The following is a 17,628-nucleotide window of genomic DNA, read 5'->3' as shown; positions in this document are numbered from 1 at the left end:
GCGATCGCTCTTTGGGAAAAACTTTTTGGTTTACTGTTTAATAGAACTTATAGAAGGAACAAAAGTAGTTCTAGATGAATTCAAATTTACAACTTCTAAAACACACTCTGGAAACATTATTGAAAAATTAGAAAAATATAATAGAAAACTTCCTGACAATAAACTTTCTGATAATTTGCTACCATCCTGGCTAACAAATTTAGCAGAATATCAAAAAATTTGTGATAAAGAAATTAAAATATATACACAAATAGCACAGCTAGTAAGAAAAATCTCACCTGCACGCGAAAATTCAAAAGTTAATAAACTAGTTAAACTTTTTGAAAAACACAATTTAGTTATTGCATTTGATAGTACTATAATAAGTCTAGATTATTTTAAAAAGCTAATCACAGAAAATCACACAAATATCGAAACTTATATAGTGACTGGGACAACAACAAAAGATACAGCATTAAAAAAATTTGAACTAGGTTCAAAAGAGAAAAATATTTTAGGGTTGCTTTCTGATTGTATGTCAGAAGATGTTAATTTACAGCAGGCATCTGCTGTATTATTTTTAGATATGCCAACTGTTTTGCGAATAGCTGAACAACGTATTGGTAGAATTGATAGATTAGACAGCCCTCATAAAAAAGTCCAAGTTTTCTGGCCATCTGACTCTGATGAATTTGCGTTGAGAACAGATAAAAAATTAATTAAAACTTCTTTATATGCAGAGAGTTTAATTGGATTAAACTTTGAGATTCCCTCTCCAATTTTAGATAAACACATGGATGAGATTGTACGTCCTGAAGATTTTGTAGAGGCTTTGGAAGAACTTGAGCAAGAAGACTATATTTGGGAAGGGATACAAGATGCGTTTAAACCAGTTCATGATTTATATGAAGGAGAAAACTCACTTATCCAAAGAAAAGATTATTTATATTTTAAAGATGTGAATGCAAGCGTAAAAGTCAAAATAAGTATATTAGAATCTAAGGAAAATTGGTTATTTATAGCAACGAGAGGAGGAAAATCATCACCACCCAGATGGTATTTTATTGATTCAAAAGATTGTATCTATTCAGAGCTACCAGAGATATGTAGAGAAATAAGAGCAAGATTGAACACATCAATTAACCCAGAAAACTGGACTGACACAACTACTAAACTTCTAAGTAGATATCTTCAGCTTCTTAAAATAAATGAAATTAAACTACTACCAAATAAGAAAAGAAGAGCATTAGAAGTTGTCCAGTTTATAATTAAAAGACAATTACAGATAACTAAAAATGCCTCAAAAAAGAGTCTATATGAAGAAGTACTTAAACTATTTAAACCAACTTCAATAGACTCAGAGTATAGTATCAATTATTATATTTTTTCACAGCAATGGCTTGATATACTTAATCCTTATTTATTTGAAAAACGCCAAGACAGAAAATACAAAAGACAAATTGTTAGTTTAAATGACTTGAAAGAAGATAAAGAATTCCACAATATTCTATTGAAGGCTGAAAATCTGGAACAAATAGTCGAACATGTACCATATAGCCAACCACTTTGGCAGAATATTGCTGCTTGCATCATTGGTATTTCATCAAAATAAATAATTACGCCTTGTTAATAAAAGTTGTAAGATAATGATTCTTGTCCCACTTTGTAATATCGTCCTAATTTTGCATTTTTGCAAGAAGCAATAGAGACAGTGATTCAGGGATTAAATGCCGCATAAATAACTGAGAAGTTGTGGATTATTGAATGTAAAAGTATTAAGGAATATCTACGAATCAGACTGATAATGAAATTTAGTAGACAAGATGTCTATCCAAGAAAACCCAACTAAGGGTTTTGTAATTTCAATCAGCATAATTAGCTGAAACAGCATTTAGTTCATATTGTGGAATCGGCTGTTTTGTAATCAAAGCATAAATAACATCTGGGTCTAAGTCGGCTCCCGATTCCCATTGAATTGTTCCGTATTCAGAGTTTACGCAAACTGTAGCAAAGTATTCTTTATCTTGCAGAGGTGCAAATACACCTGTAAATTTAACGATTTTACTAATATCAATTACTCCTTCAACTTCATCTTCAAAGCGGATATGAAGCTGATAGTTTTCTCTTGGTTCAACTGCAATGATATCTTTAAGCATGATTTACTCTAATGGGGAGATTTTATGTAAGGCTTGATTGTCTTTAGCGAGTTCCCAGTCTTCCATGAGTTCGGCTTGATGCAAACTTGCCCATTCCGTTACCAGTTTAAAGAGTCTGGGAGTCAGTTCTCCTGACAAAATTTCTAGGGTTTGGATGCTGACTATGGCTTTTTGATTATTGTAGCGAACGTGAAAATGTGGCGGTGGATGATCGTTCTGACTTTTCACGGTATCTGGAAAACCTCTCTCTAAATCTCTCTCCTAAAAGGAGAGAGACTTTGAATTTTCCCCCTTCCCGCGACGAGTTGGGGGTTAGGGGGTTAGGTTTTTCGTGGGCTTTTCCACATAACGTGAAAAGTCAGGATGCTCGTTATAGTACATTGTGATGATAATTCCAAAAAAACGGCTATTTTCTGGTCTTCTTTCATTCCCTGATTTCTATATCGTATAAATTGCATAAGGTGAGAAGTTTTTGTTTGAGGCGATCGCGCACATTCTCTGGTAATATCACTACACAATCTGGCGCATACTGCATCACTTCCCGCATAAACCAAAATGTACTCGATACTCGCCTAATAACTCGCCGGACTCGCGCTTTATCTGGTAGCCACTCATTAATATCGTCTTCTGGTTTAGCTTGATAGGCAAAAGCCAAGCCAGAAAATAAGTGCATTTCTACTTTTATTTCATCCAAATTAGTACGCCATTCACCAGAAATTGAAGTTACAGCAGCATCTGTAATTCGGTCTAATCGTAAACTCCAATTGTGAATTAATTCTGGTATATCAAAGTTCCCTTCTGTCTCCTCACACCAGCAATCAAGATATTGCCGCTTTTCGTGGGGCGTAACTTTGGCATGGCGAACAGTAAAATTAAACACACGCTCAGCTGCATCTTGATAAGAAAGTTGAAAGGGCTGTTCGCGCAAGATATAACGGTCTATTTCTAAGCGCCAAGGTGGGGGCAAATTCTCTAAAAAACGTTCAATTTCGCCTCGCAGAGGTAACGATAGTTCGCTGCGTTCGAGAAGTAAGTTTGCAATGATTTGGGCTTGTTCAATTTGCCCGATGTCTGTCAAAGCATTGATACATCTATGTAATGCTCTGATGCGTGGTTCTTTCCAATCGTTATTGTTACCGATGAGTAACTTACGTTGAGCGATCGCTTTAATTAACTTAGAGATGTTAGGGTCTTCTCCCCACATCATACCGAATTCACGAGCGATCGCTTCTAGCTCGGCTTTATCCTGTTCTGATATCGACAGTGTAATAGATTGACCTTTTCGACTCATTAAAATGTCCGTGTACTTTATCTGTATTTTTTCTTGCCAACCTTTATTTTGCGTGCCATGATGGTTTTTAGCAACCAGTTACGGACACTATTTAAGTGTAAGTCCAAATATAGAATTAGGAAAAGAGGATTTATTGAGAAGAATTACGACAAATTTGGAGAAGCTTCAATGACTAAAAACGATTTACTATCCCGAATTTCCATTGATCCAAATATTTGTTTCGGTAAACCTTGTATTAAAGGTCATCGTATATGGGTTTCCCTGATTCTTGACCTTCTGGCAAGTGGAGAAAAAATAGAGACAATTTTAGAAGAATATCCCGGCTTGGAACGAGAAGATATCCTAGCCTGTATTGCATACGCTGCGGAAATAACAAGAGATAGCTATGTAGAAATTCCTTTAGGATTGCAAAAGGAATCAAAAAAGTGAATATTAACGAAGCATACAAAATTACTCTCAAACCCGTTTATTCTCAAACCGTCCCGACACCAGACGGGGTGAAATTACCTAAAGATTGGTTACTTTCTTGGCATCAAGCCGCAACTTTAGAAGCGTTGCGCGATCCAAATATTGATGTAGTGTTCAACACTGCGATGACTGGCGATGGTAAAAGTCTCGCCGCTTACCTAGAAGTTCTTCAGGGCGAATTTTCGGCAATTGGACTTTACCCAACTAATGAACTCGCCCGTGATCAAGAAACGCAGATTAGAGGATATATTGAGCAATTCAAACCAGCGAATCAGCCGCGTGTAGTGCGCCTAAGTGGGGCTGATTTAGAAATTTATGCGGAAAATGAAGGATTGAAAAAAGGGGCTGCGATCGCAACTCTGACTAACCAGAGAGAAGCATTATTAACTAACCCGGATATTTTTCATTATTTGCATCGAGGTGCTTACATAATTCGTGGCGATAGCCCAGATAAGCTATGGGGCAGAATTGATAAAGATTTTGACTTGTTTATTTTTGATGAATTTCATGTTTTTGCTGCTCCACAAATTGCTAGTGTGATTAACACAATGTTGTTAATTCGCTGTACAAACCGCCGCAAGAAATTTCTGTTTCTCTCAGCCACACCAGATACAAACTTAATTGGGCGATTAGAAAAAGCCGGATTTCGTTGTCAAGAAATTGATCCTCTAAAACAAAATAAATATCAATTTCCCGATACACCAGAACAAGGAGAGCAACTGCAAACACAGGGCTGGCGGCAGGTAGCACGGAGAATTTCGTTGAATTTTATTCCTTTGGAACCATCATTTAAAGCTTCGGAAACCTGGTTAAAAGAAAATAGTGATTTGATTTTGGCTCAGTTTCAGCAGTATCCAGGAAGTAAAGGCGCAATCATCCTCAACTCAATTGCAGCAGTTAAACGCCTAACTCAATTTTTTCGGGAAATATTACAGCCTTACGGATTGAAAGTTGGAGAGAATACAGGGTTATCGGGAAAAGGAGAAAAGGAGCGAAGTCTTGCTGCTAATTTGGTTATTGGTACTAGCACAATTGATGTTGGCGTTGATTTCAAAATCAATTTCCTAATTTTTGAATCATCCGATGCAGGTAACTTTATCCAACGTTTAGGACGCTTAGGAAGACATGACGAATATGAGAAAGATGGACAGATAGTTAAATTTGAGAACTTTACAGCTTTTTCTTTAGTTCCTAACTTTTTGGTAGAGCGTTTGTTTAAAGGGGATACTCCACCGTTAGAAGTGAATAGTATTTGCGAACGCCCCTTTTTTCACAATACAATTACTGAGAATTATCGACAAATCAACGATTTCCGTGGTTATTATCGTCGATGGGGGGCTGTGCAATCATTTTGGCTATATTATCAGTTGAGCGATCGCACAATTAAACAACAGTATGCACAAAGCCGAGACAAGTTTCAAGAAGCCTGTGAACAATTATTTGAAACAAGTCTAAAGTCACAAGCTGGATATATTAAAGGATGGGCGAAAGATTGGCAAGCGCTTTCTGGTAAATCAGGAAATCCTATTGCTGAGGATGCTGCTAGTTTTCGAGGTTCAAGTCCTTTGCAATGTGGTTTATACGACTTAACGGAAGAGAACGAGGCAGATAGGTTTAAAACTTACGATTTACCGGGTATTTTGGGAAATTTAGAGATTGAAATGTGGACGGAAGCGGCATTTATACGGACACTTAAACAAACCGTAGAACGCACGGGACAACCTATCGCCAAAAGTAGATTTGCTCATTGTCTAGCATTTATGAAGTTGCGTTCCTACCGAGAGGAAAGGCTGAACTGGAAGTTTACCTATTTTGGAAACTTGCAGCCAATTGCTGACGCTTGGAAAGTTCAGGTTTTGACTGGTGTGGAAATTTGGCAACCTGACAACTATTGGGTTGGGGAAATTAACAAACGCCTAAAAAAGGAAGGTTTGGTTTGTTACGTGATTCGCCGTCCTCTTGCTGAAGTGCGGATGCGGCTAAGGCTACCGATGAATTTTCAGATTTATGGCATCAGCGATCAGTATAGCTTTCATGATGCTACTGCGCCTTATGCGATCGCTTTTGGTCACTCTGCGCTGCTGCTGGATACGCTTGCTTACACGTTTAAAAGCAAAGGAGATGAGATATGGATTGCTTGAGGTTTCAATCCCTGATAGGGATTTTGGTTAATTTGACGGAGAAAGAGCTTACGCCAGTAAGTTCAGACGTATTTGTTTCAATCCCTGCTAGGGATTAGTAATCTCACCCTTTAGTCCAGGTGAGTCTCCATCTGATCTGAGAGTAGCAGATAGTAGAGGGCATTAGTTACTATAAAGTGCTGACGTATTTGACTAGTTAAATAAGTCAGATACTAAATGGCTTGACTATAGCTATCGTTTGGGATAGGTTCTGACTATACGATCATTAGGGCTGGTAATTAATTTAACCATCAGCCTGAAGAGGTTGTATGCAAAGGACATATGAGGATACAAAAATGCGAAACCGTAAGAAGACAAAGGTTAAGTTGTTGCTTGAAGTTTTGTCCGATGGTCAATGGCATCTGGGGGATGAACTAGCCACAAAGGTTGGTCATCGCTTTGGTGATGCAGTAGATAAAGCGCGAGATAAGCAAAATCAGCCAATCGAAACGGATCGAGTTGGAGTTGGTCAAAAGCACAAGTATCGGCTATTGAACGTTTAATTAATTTTAGCTTTATTGTGGGAATTTCTTTGTCTTTCAGACAATTACATACATTTGCTAATGGAAATAAAACACCGTATTCGTTCAGCCCAGTACGAAGCACTAAAAGCAGTTAATCGGGAAATGATTAACCTCTACTGGGACATTGGACAGATAATTGTTACTCAACAGCAGGGCGCTACTTGGGGAAAATCCGTAGTAGAACAGTTAGCAAAAGACTTACAAGCAGAGTTTCCAGGAATTAGCGGATTTTCTGCTGCTAACCTCTGGCGGATGAGACTTTTTTATGAATCTTATGTCAACAATGAAAAACTCGCACCAATGGTGCGAGAAATTGGATGGACTCACAATCTAGTCATTGTAGAGAAGTGCAAAGATGACCTAGAACGAGAATTCTATATCAGAATGACTCGTAAATTTGGCTGGACAAAAAATGTTTTGATTCACCAAATTGAAAATCAAACCTATGAAAAGACTCTGTTGAATCAGACTAACTTTGATAAAACTGTTCCAGCAGAAATCCGTAACCAATTAAAACTAGCTGTCAAAGATGAATATACTTTTGATTTTTTGGAACTAGCAGATGAACACAGTGAACGACAGCTAGAACAGGCGATTTTAACAAGAGTTGAGCCATTCTTGCAAGAAATGGGCGGGATATTTGCTTTTATCGGTAGTCAATATCGGCTAGAAATTGATGAAGAGGAATATTTCATAGATATTTTATTATATCATCGCCGCTTAAAGTGTTTGGTAGCGATAGAACTTAAAATAGGTAAGTTTTTACCTGAATATGTTGGCAAGATGCAGTTTTATTTAGCTGTTTTAGATGACACGGTAAAGCTACCTGATGAAAATCCTTCCATTGGAATTATTCTTTGCAAGTCTAAGCAGAGAACAATTGTTGAATATGCGTTGAAGGAATCTAATAAACCAATTGGTATAGGAACTTATCAAGTAGTATCAAAATTACCCCAAGAATTACAAAATCAACTTCCTGCTCCAGAGCAAGTTGCCATATTACTGGAAGGATTTGAATAGAATTATAGAGTGAGCCAATAAATGTTGACGATTATTTATCCGCATGGAGAATCATCAAATGCAAAACAACACACCGACAATTGCAGAGTTGCAAGAACTTTCCTCACAAATACCGCAAAAAATTCCTTACTTGAAAATGTTAGTTCTGTTTGGTTCTAGAGCTACTGGTAATACCAATGCTAAAAGTGACTGGGATTTTGCAGTTTTGTGTGATCAGGAACAACGTGAGGATTATGTAAAAGATAATGCTTTCCTGTGGTTTGAATTACCTATAGTTATTGGCGAAATATTCCAAATAAACTCTGATCAAATTGATGTTGTAGAACTAAATCAATGTTCTTGGTTAATTGCTCATTTCGTTGCTCGTGATGGGATTATGCTGTATGAGAAATATCCTGGTGAATTTGAAACATTTAGACTAACTTCATTAAAGTCAGAATCAGAATTGAAAAAATTCCGCCAAGAACAATTACAAAAAATTGAAATAGCACTAAATAAATGGGGAGTATGAGTAATATAGATACTGAGATAGTTTTGGTTAGATTACAGTTAATCAACAAATATTACAACACTTTAGAGGAGTTTCGTTCTACTAGCCTTGATGAATTTTTAAATGATTTTCGTCAACAACTTGTTGTGGAAAGACTGCTGCAATTAATGACTCAAGCAGCCATAGATATCAACGATCACATATTATCTAAGCTCAATCCAGGTAAGTCAGAAACTAACTTTAATTCTTTTATCAGTCTTGGTAAATACGGTGTAATTACTGTTGAATTAGCCAGACAAATAGCACCATCATCAGGATTAAGGAATCGTCTTGTACATGAATATGACGAGATAGATCCACGGCAAGTTTTTAAAGCTATTAGTTTGGCATTACAACAATATCCGCTTTATGTGCGCCAAGTCAGTTCTTATTTAAATTCATTGAGTCAAGAAGATGGCTAAAAAAACTAAAAATTCAGATGATTATCAACAATTATCACTCTTGGCAACAGAAAATGATGGGAATCCTGAAGCAGTAGATGATGATTGGTTATCGGGTGATTTTGGATTTGATGGTGATTCTTCAGACCGCACTATTGAAACCGAAGGCGAGTTATTAACACTCAAGTTATTGCGTGAAGCTATTCAGGCTCAAAATCCTGATGATAAGGTAATGACAGATTTTGCCGAGTATGTTTTACCAAATCTGTTGCGGATAGCCATTGGTGTAACGGCGAAAGGCGGTAAGTTTTTTGATGAAATTGACCAACAGCGAGAAGCTGAAGGAAAAACTAAAGTCAGACGAGATAACGCTGCTGACCAATCGCTGAATACTCACTTACTCAATGGATTATTCCCAGCAAATTTAATTGAGAAACGTTTAGAAAAACTCAATACCACAGTGCAGCGAGTGGTAAAAGAACGAGAGCGCAGATTAGTAATTGCTGGATTTATTTTACATGATTTTGAAAAGTTTCCTGATGTACCTGAAAACTGCCGCAAGCTACCGTTAACAGAACATCGTCAAATTATTGATATAAAAGTTCACCAGTTAGGACTAGATAACTTTATAAATCCAGAAAATCCTGAAGCTTATCGAGAGTATCTAGATGATTTGTTGTGCATGGCTTATAATGCTCAACGTCGCTGGGATACTAACTGGAATTTTTCTGAATTTGGGTTAAATCCTATTCTCAAAGACCGCACCCTTCGCAGTTTATCTGATTTAACTTGTTTGGCTGATTCTCTCGCATCAATTGTTAAACATCCCCAGGATGCAGAACATTCTAGACTCAAAGAAATCATCCACAGCCTCAGTGATGGACAGTTGAAATTTACCTATCACAGCATTGCTGAGAATCGTGGTGTTTTAACTAATGTGGTAAATAATGCATTAATTCAGGCTCATACTAGTCTCAATACTGATGAGCATACCTACTATGAACCTTTGTTATATCTGCCAACAGGCGTGATTTACTTGGCTTCGCGCAATGCTCCAGCTATCTCGCCGGAAGATTTACCAGACCGTGTAGTTAACAGTATTAAATCGCTTTGTGCGGGTCAATTACGCCTCAGACAAACAGGATTTGGTAGAGATGGCAAAGGCATGAAATATGCCGAATATTACAACTTATTTTTTGACGACGTAGGCTTAATGAAAGTAGCTTTAGATGCTACATTACGCATCTTAAACCCTAATAAAGGCTCTGTTGCTAAAAGTCGCAGCGAAAATCTGAATAAGTTTCAGCAACAAAATGTTTTATCTGCTGATTATGACTTCAAATTTGAAGACGATATCCGCATTGACCAAATAGCAGAATTTGGTGATTTAGTTAGCCGGAAGATTTGGGAGGAGACAGTTAATCGTGTTGATTCTGCTCGTAAAAAAGATAAAAAACTGCCAGCAGTTCCCGATTTTGATTTAACTCACAAAGTTGCAGAGTTTTGGAACTTAGCAGAATATTTACCCCAAATTAGAGAAATTCAACGCATTAATGAAAGTCTCAAAGAAAATAAGTTAAAGGGAAATACTGGGGGAGTTCCTTATGAATGGTATTATCTAGCAGCTAAATATTTAGAACATCATCCAGGAATTGAAGATGTACGTGAAGCTTGTCAGCAAGTTATTGACTATTTGACAACCTTAATTTCTCCGATAATTTCTCAGTATGAATTGCCTGATGGTTGGGATGATTTGAGGCTTTGGGTAAAACGGGTTGTGATGTTACCAGGAACTAATCAAGAGCCATCTGTTAAAACTCAAGTTGAAACATTTTTAAATGAGTTAGATAATTACAATGCTGCGAAAAAAGCAGGGCGAGGGAAACAATTAATCTGCTCAATTTCTCATTCTGCTTACACGGTTACTGAGCAAATGGAATCAGCAGTTTTATTTACGCCACAAGTTTATACAAATAAGCAAATGTTAGGAGGTTCTAACGCTAAACGCAATATCTCCAGTATTGCAGGTGTGGAGATGATGCTGAGGCAAATATTGATGAATCAAACTCAAGCTGTAGGTAAGCGATTTGAAGATGGTAAATATCGCTATCTCTATTTTTATCCCACTTATTACTTTACTCCAGAGACTAACAAGTTTTTGCAGAAAGCATACAATGGTATTGCTCAAACTCGCTTTGATACCAGCGTTCGTAATCATTTTATCAGTAAGGATTTACAGGCGAACTTGGGGCGCGATCGCTATCAAAGTGTAGATAGTTTCTTAATAGATGAAAACCTCCAGCGTGACAGCGATCGCACCTTTAAACTTTCCTATCCTGAAGACCAGCCTTTAACATTTTACTTCATGGCACTCCCGCCAGGAAGAGACAGCACCGATACAGAATCTTGGGTAATGCCAACTTGGTTAGCGTTTGCTTTCCCCATGATTTTAGATGTTAAAACTGTGGTTTCAGAGTCACCGATTCCACCCTTTAATGATGGGTCTGAGTTTGAGGAAAGCGTTTTCCTTGATAGTGCGCCTCATGCTTTCCGGGCTTTAGTAAGGCGCGATCGCTTCCGTCTTGACTACATCCTTGAAGGCTGGAATGAAAACGGCATCAAATACCCAGCGCCTTTAAATGTGCTTACCGCCGCTTACGCCATTCATTTAGATGTGAATGCGCGACAAGGTAAGTCTGGTTACGATGCCAATTGGGGGAGATTTACAGAACTGGCTAAAGATTTTGAAACCAGTCCTTTGTACGTCTTTTCTTACCTCAATCGCTGGGTGCGTAACCAGAGTTCGGAAACAGCACGAATTGAAAAAATTAGGCTTTATGCCTATCATTTTTATCCTTGTTTTGACCCTTATGTGAAATATGACAAAAATATGGAGCAATTAATTGTGGGAGAAGTATCAAGTCTAAATCACCCTAAGAAATTAACAGATTTATACCGCAGATTTTACCGAGCTAATAAGCGTTATAATCCTAAATCTAATGCTGTGTTAAAACCAGTTGATATCGCGGCTGAAACTATACTTAAAGCTGAGTCAAGTGTGTTTCAGGGAGAAACATTAGTTGCGGCTGTTGCAGCAGAAGTTTTTAAACTCATGGATCGCGTTCATTCTTCTACTGCTGAAGGACGCTGGATCATGAGCAAGCGTGAGGAAGAACGGCAAGCTGTTCTAGATTTTGCCAAGTATTTTGTAGTGGAGGTATTTGATAACTCATTTGCGGGCGATCGCGCTCGTTTAACTGGTCGTCAACTCAACTTAATTCGTCATACTTGTGAATTTCTTTACCGTTTAGCAGATGACAAAGAAAACTCAGCGAGAAATGAACAATCTACTGAATCTAATGATGAGGATAATCAATAAGTTCCATTTTGCCTAAACAACTAGTAAATAATTCTGTGGAGATAAATTATGTCACTTTTAAAAACTGTTGAACCGAAATTCTTCCAAGCTGAAATTCCCTACAAACCAATGGGTAAATATGCTCACTTTCTCACTGTTCGGATTACTGAATCTTATCCTTTATTCCAGACAGATGCAGAACTGAATAAAGCACGGGTAAGAGCAGGAGTTAAAGATAAAACCACAATTAGCCGTTTGTCAATGTTCAAGCGTAAACAATCTACACCAGAGCGTTTAGTTGGTCGGGAATTACTGCGTAACTATGGTTTAATGACGGCTGAAGAATGCGAATACAACGTGAGTTTTGCAATGGATAATCCTGATTGCATTATTTACGGATTTGCTATTGGTGATTCTGGTTCTGAAAAATCTAAGGTTGTAGTAGATACGGCATTTTCAATTACAGCTTTCGATGATTCTCATGAAACTTTCACCCTGAATGCTCCTTTTGAAAATGGCACAATGGCTTCTAAGGGAGAAAATGGCTCTAAACCAGGTGAAGTTGCTAGCCGATATAATGAACAAGACCACATCAGACCACAAGTTTTCTTTCCTAGTATTATCACACTTAAAGACCCCACTGAAGCTAGCTTCCTTTACGTTTTTAATAACATTCTGCGAACTCGTCATTATGGAGCGCAAACAACCCGTACAGGTCGCGTCAGAAATGAATTAATTGGGGTTGTATTTGCGGATGGAGAGATTACCAGTAACCTGCGTTGGACTCAGGCAATATATGACCAAATGAAATCTAATAATACTTTAAATGCTCCCGATCCACTAGATGAAGATGATGTAATTACTGCTGCTAAAAATGCTATTGAGGCGTTAATGGCTGATGAATTTATTGTTCACACAGATTTAATTGGTGATGCTTTTGTATCCTTAATTAATGAAGTCAAAACTTTAACAGGAAGTGAGAAAGGAATTCAGTCGATTTTGCAAAAAGCTGATGCAGAAGCTAAAGATTATGCCAAGAAGCATATCAGCAAAAAGAAAACGGCTGCTAAGGCGGGGAAAGAGTAATGGCTATTATTTATCGCTGTCAAATAGAACTTCATGACAGTCTCTATTTTGCTACTCGTGAAATCGGACGATTGTATGAAACAGAGGCAATAATTCATAATTACGCTCTCTGTTATGCACTAGGTTTAGTTGATAGCAAAATCTACTCTACTACCGTTGCTGAAGAACATTCCTATCGTTACTTTTGTCCCGAACAAGTGCCAAAATATGAGGAGCATTTAACGCCACTGAATCAACAGCAAATTTACGTAATTCCGGCGCGATCGCTCAATCATTCTTCTATCCTCAACACCTGGAAGTATGCTAACAACAACTACCACGTTGAAATGGAGAAAACACAGAAAAATATTCCTAGTTTTGGCAGAGCGAAGGAAATAGCAGCAGAAAGTAAATTTGAGTTTTTTGTCATCTCCCAAAAAGAACTCAAACTACCAAAGTGGATTCGCTTGGGTAAATGGATGAGCAAGGCTGAAGTGACGGTTGAACCATTACCGAAACATAAAATTTCTGAAGGTATATTCACTTGCACACATCCATTAAATCCTTTAGATGTGATGTTCACAAATCAAGTGATTAGCTATGATGTTGTGAATATGCCTCCAGTTAGCTTAATTCAGAATGTCCAAATGCGAGGGCAATACTATCAATTTGATGGCATTCAAAGCTTAAAAATTCCAGTTCGCATGGAATATCGTTTTCGGGGTTAATTACTTCCCAAAACCTTTACCACGGTTTTTATTTTGTCGAGGCTCTATCGTTATTAACTCGGCTTTAAAACCTCTGGAATCTTGCAACATTAACTTACGAATTCGCTGGCGTTGGTAAGTCTGCACTTCAGCAGCTAGAGGATGATTAGGATCAATTTTTAGGTGAGTAATAGAAGAAACATATTTTTCTTTGCTTTCGGGATTATTTGGCTCTTTTAGTCCGCACATAATCCCGCCTTCATCTCCTGAATAGGCAACAAAATCAATTTCAAATTCTCTGTCTGGATCGGCGTTTTCTCCTTTTTGCTTTAATGTCTTCAAAAACTCCTTACCGGCTCGTGCTTTAATGGGTAAGTTCTCTTTAAGTTTTTCAGTTAGTGCCTTTGCTGCATTGTAATCATCAATTCTCATTGATCTTTCTGCCTATGTAGTTTTTCCACTTAAAAGAATACTACTATGATCACTCGACAGTCTTTAAAATTTTAGATACCACATTCAGCGATCGCTCCCCACATCCCCAGTGAAACACTATCAACAACAATCCAACGCCTTCCCCAGCGATTATCTAAACAACTTGTGGGGAGAAATCCAAGCTTGTCCTTACTTTGCTATCAACAACCTCAACCGCGATTTTGTCGCCACTAAAGGATTTTCTGTAGTGTTTCAGCGTTCTGGATTAGCAAAAGTAGAACAGCAGTTTCCCTACTTCAAACCTTACCTCGATTTAGCTCTCCAGTCGAATTGTAATGCTTTTTACCTCAATCCTTTACAACTCAAAGAAGGCTCCCGCGTCGATCCGCATATCGATCGCTCCCTGCGTTCCTACAGCAAAACCATTGAACCACCTGCGGTTGTGAGTGTTCTCTATGTGCGCGTACCAGCAGACATGGAAGGGGGAGAACTGGTATTGCGATCGCACAAACGCCAACTTGGGCAAATTAAGCCCCAATTCAATACTTTAGTTTACTTTCAAGGTGATTTAACCCATTCGGTTAATGCTGTAAAAACCCCAGGAAATCGCTTAAGTTTAGTTTGTGAACAGTATAGTTTGGGTGAAACTGAACTCCAGGAAATCCCAGAGTTTACTGTAGAGTCAAGAAGCTCTCAGTCTACAACCAAAAAAAGAAAATATGCCTCATAGTTTAGTGTTGAATTTGCTACCTCAATCGCCCATTCCACCACAATTCTTAACAGGTAGACATCTCCACGCCTTATTTTTAACCCTTGTTAGTTCTGTAGATACCACATTGGGCGATCGCTTGCATGATTCCACTGCTGATAAAGCTTTCACCCTCTCACCTCTACAAATTAGTAATACAAACTCTCCCCTTTTGAAGGGTGGTAAAGGGGGATCTAAATTGCAATACTCACATCAACAACCCATTCCCGCCGGAACTCCTTGTTGGTGGCGCATTTCTTTATTAGATGACACTTTATTTAGCAAACTTACCCAACTCTGGTTAAATCTTAATCCCAATCGTCCTTGGCATCTAGGCCCGGCTGACTTGTATATTACCAGCATTCAAGGCACACCCCAATCTATTCAACCTTGGGCAAATGCCACTACTTATGCTCAATTATACGAAGAAGCTAGCGATCGCAATTCTTCCATTAACCTTAACTTTTCTACGCCTACCGCCTTTCGTCAAGGACAGTATGATACTACTCTTCCTACTAGAGAATCTGTCTTTAATTCCCTACTTTCGCGGTGGAATAAGTACAGTGGCATAAAGTTGAATCATATTGCGATCGAGTCAATATTTCCTTCTTTTGTCAACATTCATACAGAAATATTAGCTGACTCACGCAGCAAATTTATTGGCATTCTGGGCGAAGTTAACTACAAGATTTTGGGAGAAATTGAACCGATACAAATTAAGCAAATCAATGCTTTAGCTGACTTTGCTTTATATGCAGGAATTGGACGAAAAACAACAATGGGTATGGGAATGACGCGGCGGCTGTATTCTCCCTAATTTCAATAATCATTTAAAAACCACCTAAGTTATGAATAATATCGAATATATTTCCATTGCGGCATTGAATCAATATGCCTATTGTCCGCATCGCTGTTGGCGGATGTTTTGTGCAGGGGAATTTAGCGATAATCAATACACAATTGAAGGCACAACTTTACACGATCGCGTCCACACTACGGGCGAAGGGCAGCGAGGAGAAACTTGGCAATTTCGAGCGATTTGGCTAAAGTCGGAGCAATACAAACTAATTGGAAAATCTGATTTAATTGAATCTGAATCTGGTGAAATTTATCCAGTGGAATCTAAGCGGGGACGCAAAGGCGAATGGGATAATGATGAGTTGCAAGTCTGTGCCCAAGCCTTATGTTTGGAAGAGATGACAGGACAATCTGTTACTACTGGATATATCTATTATGCCCACTCCCATCAACGCCAATTAGTAGAGATTAATCAAGAGTTACGGCAAAGTGCGATCGCTACTATTCAATCTGTCACAAATATCCTAGAAACAGGAATGATGCCAAAACCAGTTTACAGCAAACGCTGCCAAGGATGCAGTCTTTATTCGCAATGTTTACCCAAAGCAACTGATAAAGTCAAAAGTTATCAAGAAGTAAATTAAATCATCCCCCTGGCGAATTCTAGTTTGAGGACATATTGAGTTCAGATAAGATCCCCCCGCCTGTGGCGACCCCCTTAAAAAGGGGGTAAAGAAGGAGGAACATTGCCCCCCTTTTTAAGGGGTAGAGGAATATTTACAAAGGTTAGTTATCAAGACCCCAGCTAAAGAAGGAGGAACATTGCCCCCCTTTTTAAGGGGGGTTGGGGGGATCTTCGCGCACTAAACAAGCTAACCAAACCCTATTGTATTGAGTTTGACAATTAATTAAGGATGAAATCATGGGAACAGTTTACATAACACAAGCCGATGCTTTTATCGGCAAACTTGATGAACGTCTCACCGTCAAAGCTGAACAAAAAACAATCTTGGATATCCCTTTAATTAAAATAGAGGGAATTGTAGTACTAGGTCGGGCTACCGTTTCTCCTGCCGTTATCAGTGAACTTTTAGAACGCCACATTTGTATAACCTTTCTCACACAAAACGGACGATATTTAGGGCGTTTAGAACCAGAAGTTACCAAAAATATCTTTGTTCGTAAAGCCCAATGGCAAGCTGTGGGAGAATCACAACCGGCAATACATTTAGTTAAAGGATTTGTGCGGGGTAAATTGAAAAATTATCGCCATACTTTACTTCGCACTCAGCGAGAACATCCTGATGTTGATCTGAATAATAACATCACTCGATTGGAACACGCGATCGCACCAATAGAAAATACTAACAATATTGATTCTCTTAGAGGCTTAGAAGGTGCCGGTAGTGCAGCTTATTTCGGTTCTTTTCAACAGCTAATCAAAACCTCAGAATTTAAATTTGAAGCCAGACGCCGCCGCCCACCAACTGACCCTGTTAACGCCTTACTAAGTCTTGGGTATACATTATTACGCCATGACGTACAAAGTGCTTTAAATATTGTTGGTTTCGACCCCTATTTAGGATACTTACACGTTGAACGTTATGGTAGACCTTCCTTAGCTTTGGATTTAATGGAAGAATTTCGTCCTTTAATAGTAGATGCTGTAGTGTTGTCGCTTATTAACAAGCGATCGCTCACCTTAGCTGACTTTACCACCGAACCGCTCAGTGGTGCCGTTTCTTTAACCAAAGAAGGACTGCATACATTTCTTCGCGCCTACCAACAAAAGAAACTATCGGATTTCAAACATCCAGTCATGGGAAACAAATGTACCTATCAAGAATCCTTTGAAATTCAAGCGAGGTTATTGAGTAAATACCTCATGAACCAAATCGAGAAATATCCCCCCTTAATTCTCAAATAACTTGTCATTTATTCCCCACTCCCCACTCCCCACTCCCCACTCCCT

18 protein-coding genes are annotated in these 17,628 nt (G+C 38.4%); 14 read left to right on the top strand and 4 right to left on the bottom strand.

Going from position 1 to position 17,628, the window contains the following annotated elements; translation table 11 throughout:
* Positions 1 to 1,591 (top strand): helicase-related protein (locus tag F8S12_RS25130; RefSeq protein ID WP_230968259.1); only part of this gene is annotated, 1,591 nt, incomplete at its 5' end.
* Positions 1,592 to 1,841: 250 nt separating this feature from the next.
* Here the strand turns inward: F8S12_RS25130 and F8S12_RS25125 are convergent.
* From F8S12_RS25125 to F8S12_RS25115, 3 genes are all read right to left on the bottom strand, one after another.
* Positions 1,842 to 2,135 (bottom strand): DUF2442 domain-containing protein, encoded by a 294-nt coding sequence (locus tag F8S12_RS25125; protein WP_196519026.1) that lies wholly within the window; start codon positions 2,133 to 2,135, stop codon positions 1,842 to 1,844.
* A gap of 3 nt (positions 2,136 to 2,138) precedes the next feature.
* Positions 2,139 to 2,363 carry a DUF4160 domain-containing protein gene (locus F8S12_RS25120; RefSeq protein ID WP_196519025.1) on the bottom strand — a complete coding sequence of 75 codons (225 nt, stop codon included), beginning with the start codon at positions 2,361 to 2,363 and terminating at the stop codon, positions 2,139 to 2,141.
* Positions 2,364 to 2,559: 196 nt separating this feature from the next.
* Positions 2,560 to 3,426: a WYL domain-containing protein gene (locus F8S12_RS25115; protein ID WP_196519024.1), complete on the bottom strand. Its 867-nt coding sequence runs from the start codon at positions 3,424 to 3,426 to the stop codon at positions 2,560 to 2,562.
* A 168-nt stretch (positions 3,427 to 3,594) separates the two neighbouring features.
* Between F8S12_RS25115 and F8S12_RS25110 the strand changes: the two genes are divergently transcribed.
* The 9 genes from F8S12_RS25110 (at position 3,595) to cas5d (ending at position 13,699) form a co-directional block, all read left to right on the top strand.
* Positions 3,595 to 3,855 (top strand): DUF433 domain-containing protein, encoded by a 261-nt coding sequence (locus tag F8S12_RS25110; RefSeq protein WP_196519023.1) that lies wholly within the window; start codon positions 3,595 to 3,597, stop codon positions 3,853 to 3,855.
* A gap of 2 nt (positions 3,856 to 3,857) precedes the next feature.
* Entirely contained in the window at positions 3,858 to 6,035 is a 2,178-nt protein-coding gene (gene cas3 / locus F8S12_RS25105; protein WP_196519028.1) for a type I-D CRISPR-associated helicase Cas3', read from the top strand.
* Between the two features lie 335 nt (positions 6,036 to 6,370).
* Positions 6,371 to 6,577: a hypothetical protein gene (locus F8S12_RS25100; protein ID WP_196519022.1), complete on the top strand. Its 207-nt coding sequence runs from the start codon at positions 6,371 to 6,373 to the stop codon at positions 6,575 to 6,577.
* Between the two features lie 60 nt (positions 6,578 to 6,637).
* A complete protein-coding gene (locus tag F8S12_RS25095) occupies positions 6,638 to 7,618 on the top strand; it encodes a PDDEXK nuclease domain-containing protein (RefSeq protein ID WP_196519021.1) in 981 nt (326 codons plus the stop codon).
* Between the two features lie 58 nt (positions 7,619 to 7,676).
* Positions 7,677 to 8,129 (top strand): type VII toxin-antitoxin system MntA family adenylyltransferase antitoxin, encoded by a 453-nt coding sequence (gene mntA, locus F8S12_RS25090; protein ID WP_196519020.1) that lies wholly within the window; start codon positions 7,677 to 7,679, stop codon positions 8,127 to 8,129.
* On the top strand, positions 8,126 to 8,569 hold the full coding sequence (gene hepT, locus F8S12_RS25085) for a type VII toxin-antitoxin system HepT family RNase toxin (RefSeq protein ID WP_196519019.1): 444 nt from the start codon (positions 8,126 to 8,128) through the stop codon (positions 8,567 to 8,569). The genes mntA and hepT overlap by 4 nt, the downstream gene beginning before the upstream one ends.
* Positions 8,562 to 11,927: a type I-D CRISPR-associated protein Cas10d/Csc3 gene (gene cas10d, locus F8S12_RS25080; protein WP_196519018.1), complete on the top strand. Its 3,366-nt coding sequence runs from the start codon at positions 8,562 to 8,564 to the stop codon at positions 11,925 to 11,927. The genes hepT and cas10d overlap by 8 nt, the downstream gene beginning before the upstream one ends.
* A gap of 48 nt (positions 11,928 to 11,975) precedes the next feature.
* Entirely contained in the window at positions 11,976 to 12,992 is a 1,017-nt protein-coding gene (cas7d, locus tag F8S12_RS25075) for a type I-D CRISPR-associated protein Cas7/Csc2 (RefSeq protein WP_196519017.1), read from the top strand.
* The gene (gene cas5d, locus F8S12_RS25070; RefSeq protein ID WP_196519016.1) at positions 12,992 to 13,699 is read left to right on the top strand and encodes a type I-D CRISPR-associated protein Cas5/Csc1; all 708 of its coding nucleotides are present in this window, start codon (positions 12,992 to 12,994) and stop codon (positions 13,697 to 13,699) included. The genes cas7d and cas5d overlap by 1 nt, the downstream gene beginning before the upstream one ends.
* Here the strand turns inward: cas5d and F8S12_RS25065 are convergent, their stop codons facing one another.
* Complete coding sequence (locus F8S12_RS25065) at positions 13,700 to 14,110, bottom strand: hypothetical protein (protein ID WP_196519015.1); 411 nt, start codon at positions 14,108 to 14,110, stop codon at positions 13,700 to 13,702.
* 109 nt (positions 14,111 to 14,219) lie between these two features.
* Between F8S12_RS25065 and F8S12_RS25060 the strand changes: the two genes are divergently transcribed.
* From F8S12_RS25060 to cas1d, 4 genes are all read left to right on the top strand, one after another.
* The gene (locus tag F8S12_RS25060) at positions 14,220 to 14,840 is read left to right on the top strand and encodes a 2OG-Fe(II) oxygenase (protein ID WP_196519014.1); all 621 of its coding nucleotides are present in this window, start codon (positions 14,220 to 14,222) and stop codon (positions 14,838 to 14,840) included.
* Positions 14,830 to 15,675: a CRISPR-associated endoribonuclease Cas6 gene (gene cas6, locus F8S12_RS25055; RefSeq protein ID WP_196519013.1), complete on the top strand. Its 846-nt coding sequence runs from the start codon at positions 14,830 to 14,832 to the stop codon at positions 15,673 to 15,675. Before F8S12_RS25060 ends, cas6 begins: the two co-directional genes overlap by 11 nt.
* Positions 15,676 to 15,706: 31 nt before the next feature.
* Entirely contained in the window at positions 15,707 to 16,300 is a 594-nt protein-coding gene (gene cas4, locus F8S12_RS25050; protein ID WP_196519012.1) for a CRISPR-associated protein Cas4, read from the top strand.
* A 278-nt stretch (positions 16,301 to 16,578) separates the two neighbouring features.
* Positions 16,579 to 17,583, top strand: coding sequence for a type I-D CRISPR-associated endonuclease Cas1d (gene cas1d, locus F8S12_RS25045; protein WP_196519011.1), 1,005 nt, complete (start codon positions 16,579 to 16,581; stop codon positions 17,581 to 17,583).
* Positions 17,584 to 17,628 lie beyond the last annotated feature (45 nt).

It is taken from the genome of Nostoc sp. WHI (assembly GCF_015714725.1).
GTDB lineage: Bacteria > Cyanobacteriota > Cyanobacteriia > Cyanobacteriales > Nostocaceae > Nostoc.
This window is presented reverse-complemented; position numbering and strand designations above follow the sequence as displayed.

Bases quoted from the DNA above. Each gene is read 5' to 3' on its own strand.
- cas10d (WP_196519018.1), top strand. From the start codon at position 8,562: ATGGCTAAAAAAACTAAAAATTCAGATGATTATCAACAATTATCACTC.
- cas6 (WP_196519013.1), top strand. From the start codon at position 14,830: ATGCCTCATAGTTTAGTGTTGAATTTGCTACCTCAATCGCCCATTCCA.
- F8S12_RS25100 (WP_196519022.1), top strand. From the start codon at position 6,371: ATGCGAAACCGTAAGAAGACAAAGGTTAAGTTGTTGCTTGAAGTTTTG.
- F8S12_RS25125 (WP_196519026.1), bottom strand. From the start codon at position 2,135: ATGCTTAAAGATATCATTGCAGTTGAACCAAGAGAAAACTATCAGCTT.
- F8S12_RS25095 (WP_196519021.1), top strand. From the start codon at position 6,638: ATGGAAATAAAACACCGTATTCGTTCAGCCCAGTACGAAGCACTAAAA.
- hepT (WP_196519019.1), top strand. From the start codon at position 8,126: ATGAGTAATATAGATACTGAGATAGTTTTGGTTAGATTACAGTTAATC.
- cas1d (WP_196519011.1), top strand. From the start codon at position 16,579: ATGGGAACAGTTTACATAACACAAGCCGATGCTTTTATCGGCAAACTT.
- F8S12_RS25065 (WP_196519015.1), bottom strand. From the start codon at position 14,110: ATGAGAATTGATGATTACAATGCAGCAAAGGCACTAACTGAAAAACTT.
- mntA (WP_196519020.1), top strand. From the start codon at position 7,677: ATGCAAAACAACACACCGACAATTGCAGAGTTGCAAGAACTTTCCTCA.
- F8S12_RS25115 (WP_196519024.1), bottom strand. From the start codon at position 3,426: ATGAGTCGAAAAGGTCAATCTATTACACTGTCGATATCAGAACAGGAT.
- cas7d (WP_196519017.1), top strand. From the start codon at position 11,976: ATGTCACTTTTAAAAACTGTTGAACCGAAATTCTTCCAAGCTGAAATT.
- F8S12_RS25110 (WP_196519023.1), top strand. From the start codon at position 3,595: ATGACTAAAAACGATTTACTATCCCGAATTTCCATTGATCCAAATATT.
- cas5d (WP_196519016.1), top strand. From the start codon at position 12,992: ATGGCTATTATTTATCGCTGTCAAATAGAACTTCATGACAGTCTCTAT.
- cas4 (WP_196519012.1), top strand. From the start codon at position 15,707: ATGAATAATATCGAATATATTTCCATTGCGGCATTGAATCAATATGCC.